This window comes from Sediminicola luteus (assembly GCF_002514735.1).
GTDB lineage: Bacteria > Bacteroidota > Bacteroidia > Flavobacteriales > Flavobacteriaceae > HQA918.
The window spans coordinates 730,377-743,033 of sequence record NZ_KZ300476.1 but is presented as its reverse complement, the minus strand read 5'-3'; the positions used below and the strand labels follow the sequence as shown (position 1 = coordinate 743,033).

The following is a 12,657-nucleotide window of genomic DNA, read 5'->3' as shown; positions in this document are numbered from 1 at the left end:
TTAGGTGTCAAAGCAATGAATTGACAATTGAGTCCTTGTATAGAAGGGCTGGCGTAGAACGCTCTGTGAGAACAGGGCGTTTTTTCGAGAGGTTTACGTGTGCGCACACGAAATTGTATTGAAAGACGTATATTTGAAGGGAATCAACATACTTATTATGAAAAAAACGGGTGTATTGGCGGTATTGCTTTTAGGGCTTGGTCTATGGGCTTGTAAATCGGAAACCGACGAAAAAGGTCCTTATTTTGGCAATGGCTTTAAAAATGGTTGGGTAGACCAGCATTCGGCTGTAATCTGGACGCGCTTAACGGCCATGCCTGAAATGAATGCCGATGGCCCTGAATTTATACCAATATCCAAAAAAGAGGCACAGCAATTGGCCAAAACAGGGGACTCTACCCAAATATGGAGTGCCCAAGTACCCCAAGGGGCTATTCTCGATAGTATGCAAGGGGCTTGTCCGGGTATGCTAGGTGAGGTAAAATTGACATATAGGCCCAAGAATGGGGGAGCAACTAAAACTACCGATTGGGCTAGGGTAGACCCCGAGAAAGATTTTACGTTCCAATGGCAACTGACCGATTTGCAGTCCAATACCATATATGAAATAGAAATACTGGCCAAGGCAATTGGCGCAAAACAAGTTTTTTCCAAAGTTAAAGGACAGTTCAAAACGGCCCCTGATGAAAACGAAACTCAAGAATCTATTGCTTTTTCTGTGGTAAGTTGTCATGATTACAATCGCAAAGACCTTCAGGGCGGACATAAAATTTATCAGGCCATGGAGGCCGATTCTATTGATTTTTACATCCATACTGGCGATATCGAATATTACGACAAACCGAATCCCTATGCGATGACCGAATCCATGATGCATTATAAATGGAACCGTTTGTTCGCACTGCCTATCCAACGTGATTTCTATGCCTCACATACCACCTATTTTATGAAAGACGACCACGATACCTTAAAAGACGATGCCTTTCCGGGCAATACCTATGGTACCGTGGATTTTGAAAGGGGATTGGATATTTTTGATAAGGTTCAGTTTCCATCGGCCGAAAAGACCTATAAAAAATTACGATGGGGCAAAGATTTGGAGCTTTGGATTTTGGAAGGGCGCAATTACCGCTCAAAAAACACGGATCCAGACGGAGCTGCAAAAACCATTTTGGGGGCTGAACAAAAAGAATGGTTGTTTCGTACCTTGTCGGCATCTGATGCCCGTTATAAGATCGTGGTATCGCCTTCACCCATTTTGGGTCCGGATAGGGGTAAGGGTAAGTATGATAACCTCTCCAATTCCAGTTATGCCCATGAGGGTGATGAGGTGCGGGCTTTCTTAAATCAATTTGACGATGTGTTTATCGTAACCGGCGATCGCCATTGGCAGTTTGTTACCCAAATACCCAACACCAACCTTTGGGAATTCGGCACCGGGTCTGGGGCCGATATACATGCCGGGGGTTGGGATCCCGAAGATGTTCGTCCGCAACATCGGTTCTTACGTGTAAAGGGTGGCTATCTTTTGGTTCGGGTGATTGAAACCACGGCTGGGCCTGAACTTCGTTTTGAACTTAAAGATGTGGACGGCAAGCTGAAGCATCAAGAAGTTTTTCTTAGGTAAACCCTTTTTTTCTTCACATAGGGAATAGGCGGCCAGCAAAACTGAAAAAGGGGGCAACGGTTCAGGTGTAAACCTTATCTTGTAGCACCTATTTTAAATGATTTACCCATGAAAAAGATAGTCTTTCTAGCTGTACTGTTTACTTGTGTACTTTGGTCTCAAGACAAAAAAGAGGTTGTAAAACCCATTCCCGAGCCCAAGTCTTTCGTGACTTCGCACCAAATAACCGCTGGAGGTAAATTGATTAAATACAAGGCAATTGCCGGAGAAACCTATTTGAAGAATGCCAAAGGGGAGGCCACTGCCGCCATGTGGTCGGTTTCATATATTAAAGAGGGTGCCGATTCAAGGAGACCCGTAACCTTTGTGTTTAACGGGGGACCGGGCTCGGCTTCCGTATGGTTGCATATGGGGCTGTTCGGACCCAAACTGGTCAAAGTAGATTCCGATGCCAAACAAGACGATGGTGCCGCACCTTTTGCGGTTGTGGCCAATTCAAAAAGCCTAATGGATCTTACCGATTTGGTATTCATCGATCCCGTGGGCACCGGTTATAGTCAGGTAATCGGAAAAGGAAAGGAGAAAGATTTTTGGGGACTGAACGAAGATGCCGCTTCGGTGGCCCAGTTCATTCGTCTTTGGATCACCCAATACAAACGCTGGAACGCCCCCAAGTATATGGCCGGCGAAAGTTTCGGTACCACAAGGGCCGCAGCCGTAACCCAGGCTTTGGAGGGTAGTGGGCAAAATGTGGCCATGAATGGGTTGATTCTGATTTCACAGGCCTTGGATTACGATGGGTCTACCTCGATACCTAATAATATTACCTCTTATTTGACCTATTTGCCCAGTATGGCGGCCACGGCCTGGTACCATAAAAAAGCAGGGCAAGGCAAAAGTTTAGAGGCCTTTGTACAAGAAAGTCGCGATTTTACCTATAACGAATACGCGCCTGCACTATACAAAGGAGCATTGCTAACTACGTCCGAACGGGAAACATTGGCTCAAAAATTGGCCTATTTCACGGGCTTGGACAAAGCGTATATACATCGCAGCGATCTTCGGGTACTTATGCCGCGCTTTCAGAAAAAGTTACTGGAAGACCAAGGCATGGCCATTGGCCGGTTAGACGGTCGGTTTATGGGCGATGAGATAGACGATGTGGCCGATAGACCTACTTTGGGCGATCCGTCCTCCTATCAAATCGGGGCCGCCTATACAGCCGCTTTGAACCAGTATCTATTGCATGATTTAAAAGTGGATATGGATAGGCCTTATTTGACCTCCAATGGGCAAATCGGTCAAAAATGGCGTTGGCGTACGCGTCCCGATGGCAGTTATTGGGAGCCCACCCCGGTAAATGTATCCGATCGTTTGGGCGAGACCATGCGTCGCAATACCCAAATGAAGGTGCTGGTAGCCAGTGGTTATTACGATTTGATCACGCCCTTCTTCGATGCTGAATATACCTTTAATAGAAATGGTATCGTAAAGGAAAGGGTTAGCATGACTTACTATGAAGGCGGTCATATGATGTATACCCACGAACCCGATTTTATAAAATTGGCCGATGATATCCGGATGTTCCTAGAGAAATAAGATAAATTATACCTTATTAGAAAGAACCCTTCCGGTTTTAGCCCGGAAGGGTTGTTTTTTGCTATTGGTCAAAAAACCGACCGTAATGTCGGTTTAACTGTTGCTTAGCATGAAAAAAGCACGTAATTCATCGAAAAATCTTACGAATATTTACGTTTAATCGAAGAAATAGATACTTTCATCGTAGAATTATATAGTTAATCCCAAATCACTATGAAACTTAAATTACTCCTACTTGGCTGCTTGGCGGCCTGGGCTTCCTATGCCCAAACCACCCCTTATGAATATACCAAGGGGCAACATCAAAAACAGATTATCGGATACTTTACCCAATGGGATGCCTGGAAAGGGGCAGAACAAGGGGTGGCCAAAGGCTTCTTTAATCAACTTAACCTAGATTACAGTCAGTATACCATATTGAACTGGTCGTTTTTTGGTCTGGCTGAGGATGGTTCCCTGCATTCGGCCGATTTCAGGAATAAACAGATCCATCAACCCGGACAAGTACAGGCACCTGCTGCTGTATTCAATACCGATATTTATTCCTCTTGGGACCTTTGGCTGTTCGAGGGGGAGTTGGAAGTACTCCATTACTTACCCGACGATTTAGATCAGAACACCTCCCATGAATTGCATTGGGCCTTTAACGAACATGGCTATAAAGGAAACGGCTCGGGCTGGGTCCATACCGATGGGCGTACGGGCGATTATCCGTTACCCTTGCCCAAACCCAACGGTGCCAAAGGCCTTATGGAACTGGCCCAAAACCATGGGGTGAAGGTAATGGCCTCAATAGGTGGCTGGAGCATGAGCAAGCATTTTCCAGAAATGGCGGCCGACCCGGTTAAAAGGGCCAAATTCGTAACCGCTTGTCAAGATCTGATCCAGAAATACGGATTTGATGGTATCGACCTCGATTGGGAGTTTCCCGGTCCTTTTTCAGGAATGAACTTTACGGGCACCCAGGCCGATTATGCCAACTTTACCACCTTGATAGCCGAATTACGTCAAGGAATCGGGACTGATAAATTGATTACGGCGGCCTTCAACGCTTCACCAACGAAACTGGCCGGTTTCGATTGGAACGCCTTGTCCACGACCATGGACTATTTTAATATGATGAGCTACGATATGCACGGGGGTTGGTCTAACAAAGCCGGACATAATTCACCCTTGTACCCATATACGGGTGAAGAAGAAAACGGGGCCTCTTGGGACAATACCTTTCAATATTTGGTTTCCCAAGGCGTGGCACCGGCACAGATTAACATGGGGGTCGGTTTTTACGGCCGCGGGGTAGTTACCGACGGGGCAGCTACCCTAAACGCCCCCACCATAAAAGTATCGAAGAATATTTCGCCCGATGGTACCGTAATGACGGCTTCAGACTATACCAATTGGGGGGCGTTTGACGGTACCCCGAACTACGATTTTATTATGGATAACAACAGTGGTTGGCAGCAACATTGGGACAATGAGGCCAAAGTGCCCTATATGACCAAAGACAATTACTTTTTGAGTTATGATAATATCCAATCCATTACCGAAAAGGCCCAATACGTAAACTCCAATCAAATTGGTGGGGTCATCGTTTGGCAAGTATTCGGCGATTGGGATGCCGGCGCAATAACCACTACCTACGCCAACAAATTGCCATACGCGCCGGCAACCAAAGCCCCATTGGTCAATGTACTGAACAAGGTTTTTGCCGAAAATTCCAACCTACCCAACCAAGCGCCGGTCATTACTTTGCAGCAACCTACCGATGGGGCGCAATTGGAACAAGCCGATTTTGAGGACATCCGTTTGGAAGTCAAAATTACCGATACCGATGGTAATGTCGCCAGTAGTGATTTTACCCTAAACGGTAACACGGTATCCTTTACCCAAAACGGAAATACCTATGTGTTCGATTATACACCATCGGCCTATGGTACCAATACCCTTCAAGTTTCGGCGACAGATAATGAAGGGGCCCAAACCCAAAAGGAATTTACATTTTCGGTAGTAGCACCCCAAAATCAAGGGCCTTCGATTTCATTCGTAAACCCAACGGCCGGACAAAGTATAAGCCAGTCCGATTTTGAAGTGGTAGCTATTAACGTAACGATTGCCGATGAAGATGGCGATGTTTCCAGTGCAGCATTCAAAATCGATGGGGAAACGGTTTCTTTTTCAAATACCGGAGACAGTTACACGTTTGACTTTTTACCCACGGCTTATGGTACAGTGAATCTAGCGGTAACCGCCACCGATGATGCTGGGGAAACCACTTCCGCAACATTGACTTTTGAGATAAAGGCCCCGATTACGGGTGGCCCTTTTTCCGAACTGTTGACCGAAGCATCCTTTAACGAATTGTTTCCACATCGTTTTGGGGTGGGTAGCAATAACCAAGGTACGATAGATTTCTATAGTTACGAAAACCTTCGTACGGCCTTGGACCGCATGGCCAATATCGAGGTGTTGTTCGAGCGTAGATGTGCCACTAATCTGTATCGTCTTACCCGAAAAGATAAAAGTACCGGAGCAACTGTAATCATCCGTAACGATGCGGGTTTTGATAGTAGTACTGCGGCCATTATAAAGACTACCGTAGATTATGGAGCGTTTGCCAATGCGGGCGATTTAGAGAAAAGACAAAGGGAGCTGATGGCGTTTTTGGCCAACATCTCCCAAGAAACCACCGGAGGTTGGCCTACGGCACCCGATGGTCAATATGCCTATGGCTTATACTTTAATGAAGAACAAGGCTATGCAGGTACTTCCAATTTAGGGTATAGGGACGAAGGACATGCCATTTACCCGCCCGTGGCTGGTAAATCGTATCATGGTCGCGGACCCATTCAGTTGAGTTGGAACTATAACTACGGTCAGGTCAGTGCCTTTTTATATGGAGATAAGGATGTGTTGCTTCAAAATCCGGAACGGGTGATTGAAGATGGGGCCTTGGCCTTTCAAACGGCTATTTGGTTCTGGATGACGCCCCAATACCCCAAACCCTCCGCACACGATGTTATGGTGGGTAACTGGCAACCCACACAGGCCCAACGCGACGCCGGATTGATTCCAGGTCTGGGTGCGACCGTGAACATTATCAATGGCGGAATCGAATGTAATAGCGGTACCGAAAACCCAAAGGTGGTAGGTAGGATCAACCATTATAAGCGCTATACCGATATTGTGGGTATTGGCCCGGCTTTAGACGGTTCCGATAACCCGGTAGAATTGGGTTGCGCCAATATGCCCGCCTTCCAAATCGATTCCCAAGAATGTAATGTGATCACGGGAATTGTTTTTACCAGTCCGAAAGATGGAGAGACTTTAGCTTTGAACCCAGGTGAGGCTACCCCGATTGTTTTGGGGGTATCCGATCCTTTAAATAGTTTAAGCAATATCCGAATCGAATTTGATGGCCAAACCATAAATGGTACTACCGCTTCTTGGGTGCCATCGGCTTTTGGGGAGTATACACTTACGGCTAGGGCGCAAGATGGCGGCGAGACGTTGGTGACCGTGGCTCGGGTAACGGTTATCGATGCCAGTACGGCCACAGGCTGCGAAGGGGTATCGGATTGGAGTTCCACCCAGGTATATGCCGAGGCCGGTCAAAAAATAGTGTATCTAGGTAAACTCTATCAAAACAAATGGTGGACCCAAGGTGATGTGCCTGGTGATGCTGATGTGTGGGAATATGTAAAAGACTGTGGTTCCGGTCCTACCAATACGGCTCCTGCCATTAGTGGGGTAGTACCAACAGATGGAAGTGCTTTTACCCAAGCGCAATTTGAAAATATTGGAATCTCCTTTTCAGTTACGGATGCCGATGGCAATTTGCAAAGTGTTTCCGCTGCGGTAGACGGTATATCCTTGACCTTGTCCCGAACCGGAAACACCTATTCGGCTTCTTATCTGCCAAGTGCCTATGGCAACCATACGCTACAGATTACCGCCGACGACGAATTGGGTCTAAGTACCAGTAGTCAGTTTGTATTTACAGTTAACCAACCACAGTCCAATACCGCACCTGAGATTTCCGAAGTAAGCCCGGCTAACGGGGCGGAGTTGCCCATGGCCCAATTAAGTGAGCTTACGATAGAGGCACAGATCACAGATGCCCAATCGAATTTGGAAACCGTTCGCTTCTTGGTCGATGGCACAACGGTAACCCATCAAGTTAACGGAAACAACTATACCGTGGCCTTTACCCCAACCGCATTTAAAACCTACGGGCTTACTATTGAAGCCACTGATGCCGAAGGTGACCAAACGGTGTATACCGGAAACTTTATTGTGGCTGAGGTAGATGATACTTGTAATACTCCTGTTTGGTCGGCCCAAGTATATTCAAGTGCTGGAATCAAGGTTTACAACGACGGACGAATTTTTGAAAACCAATGGTATGCCGAAGCTACCGATATACCTGGTACGGCATCAGTGTGGAAATTTTTGGAATACTGTGGTGATGGGCCCAATTTGGACGCCAGTTGCGGCTATGAAGTATGGAACGAGACCCAGGCCTATGCCACTACGGGCACCGAAGTATATTATCAACAAAAAATCTACCGCTCTAAATGGTGGGTTAAGGGGGAAACCCCCGATACTTCGGCCGCTTGGGAATATGTAAAGGAATGTGTGGCCCAAGGTGCCAGGGCAGCAACGAACACTGCGGTATTGTATCCGAATCCGGCCACTACGGTCATTAATGTCCAAGTGGAAAAACCGGTATTGGGTATCAGGATATTCGATATGGCAGGTATTTTATTGTTGGAAACCACCGATTTGGAAGTTAATATTGGCAATTTGGCCAAAGGGCCCAAGGTGATGCAAATTGCCTATACCGATGGTACTAACGAAAGCAAACAATTCATTAAGGAATAAAGATAGATTTATGCTGTGAAGAAAAGGTCGCTTGCTGTGGGGTGGGCGGCCTTTTTGTTTTAGTGGGTGTTAATAAAACAACAAGGTAGGAAAAAACGGGTTAAATATTCTGGCATAAGTGCCTGTTATCGATTGGTTTAGGTATGGTTTTCATGTTTAACAATTTTTTAACATACAGGTTTTGAGTGTTGTTTACCGATCATTCTAGTCACTTCAACCATATTTTGAGGGAATACCCCTTATGTATAAAACTCATTTCGTCTATCGAATACAATTCCCAATCAGACTTGTTTTTATGCCTCCGATATTTTTGTAATTTGGTCACAGAGTTTTGAAAAACAGATTAATACAAGTCTGTTGTGAGTGAGGACCTTCCCCAGGTTTTCCGTTCCCCCCGTTTTTAGATGATGCTGTAAGCTATGCTTTTCGACTTTTTGGATTTTTCCAATTTGTCGTTGTTTTTTCGATGCAGCGGTTTTTCATGAAGTAGCGAAAAAACCTAATCAACACGAAAGTAAATGGCCTTTATATAGGCGATTCGCTAAAGATAGTTTTATGTCTAATTTTTAATTCCAAACTTTATGAAAAAAGTAATGTTAACTATGGCGTTGGTCCTAAGCGGGGCAGTAGTTTTTGCTCAGTCACCCAACAATGAAAACACCACTACACAGACCGGTAGTGAGCATGAATCTTATGTGTATCAAAATGGTAATTCTGGTCAGACCTCTATGGTAACCCAATCTGATTATTCAAACTATTCGGAAGTGGAACAATTTGGTGCGGCAAACTACTCTAATGTAGAACAAAGTAACGCAATGAACGTGTCCTATGTTTCTCAAGACGGTGGGGCAAACGGTTCCGATGTTATGCAAAGCGGTTATATGGAGTATAGTGAAGTTGATCAAAATGGTTTTTTCAATGGAAGTAGTGTTGAACAAACCGGAGATGACAACGAGAGTTATGTTAGCCAGGATGGTAATGTAAACTTGTCAATAGTTCAGCAGTCGGGTCATGATGCCGTGAGTATCGTTGAACAGTTGGGTGACTTGAACTATAGCGAAGTTTACCAGGCAGGTTCTCATAATTTCAGCTATGTACTTCAAGAGGGTAACGGTAATGGTAATTTGACGGCCCAAGGAGGCGAGTCTAACTATAGCTACCTAGATCAGTGGGGTAACGGAAATTCAAACACCACCTATCAAAATATTTTGGGGTATGGAGAAAACAACGTTTCCGTAACCGAGCAATGGAGCGATTTTAGTGCCAATATGACCTGGCAAGAAGGTTCTGAGCACTTCAGTAGTGTTTTTCAAGGAGGAAGTAGTCAGGTAAACACAACCTTACAAGCGGGTTATAATAACCATTCCGAGGTTGTTCAATTCAATCCGTAAAATAATTTAAAGGGCTACCTTTTTGTCGAAGGTAGCTCTTTTTTTATTGAATTATTATGAGAATTAGGTTTGTATTTATTCTGTTTCTTTGCTGTACTCTGGGATTGGCCCAAGTCGAGATCAATAGTATCGAGGATTTGGCCGAATTGGATATTTTCGAGACCATTGTTCCTACATCGGCAAAACCATCCACTGGATATTTCAATGAGACTTATATAGAACAGATAGGTCAAAATAGTACGGTTCAGGTTACTACCGATACGGATAAGAGTAATATTACCGTATTACAGAAAGGCGCTGATAATCAGTTTGCCTTAAATGTAGTGGCCCGATCATATAACGGATTGTTTGTTCAGATTGGTAATCAGCACCGTTTTAGCGAATATATGAATAACCCTAGTCAAATTATCGAGACCCAGTTACTCCAAGAGGGGTCCGGTCAACAATTGATTATACACAACCGTAATAGTCTGTCAGATGGATTAAAGATCAAGATGTCAGGGGAGTCGCAAAGTGTGGTAATCCGTAATTTTAATTGATTTGTGATTGGCCGTTATTCGTTAATGGTATGGTTTTGTGTAGTGGTTCAGGGCTTCTATGCACAAGAAACAAATTCCATAGCCGCTGATATCAATACCAAGGAGGAAAATGGTTTTGCTGTTTTTACTGCCACGGTGACTAACAATGAATTAGTTAATCATAGTTTACGGTATGTGTTCTCCACCCATAAAAATATTAAGGGTACTTCAGATAAATCAAATTCTAAACAAGAAGGCAGGTTTGTTCTAATGGCGGGAGAGAAGCGGGAAATTAGTGTCCAGCGTATTCAAATTGAGGAGAACGAACGAGTCATTGTGCTGTTGTTAGTCTATGAGGAAGAAGAACTCGTTGCCAAAAACAGGCGTCTGATCAATGGTTATGAAGGAGAAGAAGGACTAAACCCAGTACGGGTAGATGGTCAGGTAATCGATGCCAGTCAAAAAGCTGAAAAGCAGAAAGACGGCATTTTCCTAAGAGGCATGGTGGTTGAAGACACTAAGACTAAATTGGGTAGGGAGTTTTATACCGATTTTTATTCTAAATACAGACTTAGGGGGATTAACGGAACCGGTATTCTGAAAATAGAGGAAGGAATATCTTTCGGAAACACTACCCAAATAGAAATCAAATCCGATCAAGAACTGATATTTAAGTTTATAGTTAACCCAAGACGTGCCTATATGGAGCAAATGTTAGAGCAGGCACTCTTTAGGGTAAACATGTTTTACAAAAAAAAAGCGTCCGTTGCTAGCGGGCCAAAGCGGTACTAGTTTAATACGTACCAGTTAACCATATAGCACAACCCGAAAATGAAAAAATTACTTTTGACCATGTTATTCGTAGGAATGGCGTATGCCTCTTATGGACAACAATTGGTGTATACCCCTAAAAACCCAAATTTTGGGGGCAATACCTTTAATTACCAATGGCTTTTAAGCTCGGCAAACGCCCAAAACACCTTCGGGGACCCCAATGCCCAAGAAGAGGAACAAACGGAACTGGAAAAATTTCAAGAAGATTTGAACAGGCAATTGCTAGGTCAATTGACCCGTAGTGTATTTAACAGTCAGTTAGGCGATGGGCTACAGCCCGGTACCTTTACCATAGGAACGCTTTCGTTGGAAATATTCGATACCCCTGAAGGCTTGTTGATCAATATTCTCGATACCAATACCGGTGAACAGACCCAAATAATAGTCCCAAAATAATGTAGCATGAATACGAGATTTGTAGGTAAGGGACTTATTTCCCTAGGAATACTTTTGCTGGTATCTTGCGGTACTTATTTTAATCAACCATTGGGGCCGGAGGCTGCACGTATTGGCGAAAAATCGGACAATACCACAGATGTACTTCGCGAGTTTCCTTTGCCCGATAAACCAGTTGTGGTGGGGGTATACAATTTTAAGGACCAGACAGGGCAGTACAAGAATGTTCAGGCAGGTAGTACCTTTAGTACGGCCATACCACAAGGGGCAACTACGATGTTGATCAAGGCGCTGGAAGATTCAAAATGGTTTACCCCGATAGAACGCGAGAATTTAGGGAATTTGTTGAATGAACGGAATATTATCCGTTCCACCCGCGATGAGTACAGACGACAAGACCAACCCAATCAACCACAGCTACCTCCACTGTTGTTTGCTGGTATATTGCTAGAGGGTGGGGTGGTTTCATATGATTCGAATATTATTACTGGTGGGGCTGGTGCCCGTTATTTTGGTTTAGGGGCTTCTACCCAGTATCGTCAAGATCGTTTATCGATTTATCTCAGGGCCGTATCAACCTCAAATGGTAAGATTCTTAAGACGGTTTATGTTTCTAAGACCATTTTGTCCCAAGCCCTAGATGCCAGTTTGTTTAAGTATGTAAGCTTTAAACGTCTGTTGGAGGTTGAGACGGGTTTTACCAAAAATGAGCCCATTCAATTGGCCATGAAAGAGGCTATAGAAAAGGCTGTAGAAGGGCTTATCATCGAAGGCATTGAGGAAGGGCTTTGGAAAACCAAAGATGGCGCACGATTAGATGAAAGATTGGTTAAAGACTACAAGGCCGAGAAACAAGAAGAAGAGATAAAAGGTTTGTATAATAGGCCTAAGCATGCAATAGCGAATAAAGGGGTGTTGGAAATGGATATCAATGGTCCGGTCCTCAACGGCGATTTCAGTAAAAAAGATATCGGTGTCGGGGGGCGACTGGGCTATACCCGGAATCTGACCGATTACCTCTTGGTTAATTTCAATACAGGCTATTCTTATATGGTTGGAGGTAAATCTTTTTACGAAGAATATATGAATGCAGATTTGAATTTGGTACTGCATATACTGCCTTATGACGGTATAACTCCTTATTTCTATGGTGGTGGTGGGTACTTTACGGCATTACACGAACCTCCTGAAGAATTAGATATATCTAAATCTACCTTTAAATTTCAAATAGGGGTTGGTCTAAAATTCAGAATCAACAATAGTATGGGCCTACGCTTGTATGCCGAAGACAACTTTACCAATTCCGATGCCTTGGAACATATAGTTCAAGGTAAACGAAAAGATTTCTATTACAATTTCGGGTTAGGTCTGAACTTTAAATTAGGTCGATAAAATGAAGCATAAGAATAAT

The 12,657-nt window shown here is 44.2% G+C and carries 8 protein-coding genes; all 8 read left to right on the top strand.

Annotated features, from left to right (window positions below):
• Positions 1-157 precede the first annotated feature (157 nt).
• Complete coding sequence (locus B7P33_RS03035) at positions 158-1,627, top strand: alkaline phosphatase D family protein (protein ID WP_141402377.1); 1,470 nt, start codon at positions 158-160, stop codon at positions 1,625-1,627.
• Positions 1,628-1,735: 108 nt separating this feature from the next.
• Positions 1,736-3,226, top strand: a complete 1,491-nt coding sequence (locus B7P33_RS03030) for a S10 family peptidase (protein ID WP_097440469.1) — start codon at positions 1,736-1,738, stop codon at positions 3,224-3,226.
• A gap of 213 nt (positions 3,227-3,439) precedes the next feature.
• Positions 3,440-8,107 (top strand): glycosyl hydrolase family 18 protein, encoded by a 4,668-nt coding sequence (locus B7P33_RS03025; protein WP_097440468.1) that lies wholly within the window; start codon positions 3,440-3,442, stop codon positions 8,105-8,107.
• A gap of 581 nt (positions 8,108-8,688) precedes the next feature.
• Complete coding sequence (locus B7P33_RS03020; RefSeq protein ID WP_097440467.1) at positions 8,689-9,498, top strand: hypothetical protein; 810 nt, start codon at positions 8,689-8,691, stop codon at positions 9,496-9,498.
• Positions 9,499-9,554: 56 nt separating this feature from the next.
• Positions 9,555-10,037: a hypothetical protein gene (locus tag B7P33_RS03015; RefSeq protein WP_141402376.1), complete on the top strand. Its 483-nt coding sequence runs from the start codon at positions 9,555-9,557 to the stop codon at positions 10,035-10,037.
• Between the two features lie 3 nt (positions 10,038-10,040).
• Complete coding sequence (locus B7P33_RS03010) at positions 10,041-10,808, top strand: CsgE family curli-type amyloid fiber assembly protein (RefSeq protein WP_141402375.1); 768 nt, start codon at positions 10,041-10,043, stop codon at positions 10,806-10,808.
• Between the two features lie 39 nt (positions 10,809-10,847).
• On the top strand, positions 10,848-11,246 hold the full coding sequence (locus B7P33_RS03005) for a curli production assembly/transport component CsgF (RefSeq protein WP_097440464.1): 399 nt from the start codon (positions 10,848-10,850) through the stop codon (positions 11,244-11,246).
• Between the two features lie 6 nt (positions 11,247-11,252).
• Complete coding sequence (locus tag B7P33_RS03000) at positions 11,253-12,638, top strand: CsgG/HfaB family protein (RefSeq protein WP_097440463.1); 1,386 nt, start codon at positions 11,253-11,255, stop codon at positions 12,636-12,638.
• Positions 12,639-12,657 lie beyond the last annotated feature (19 nt).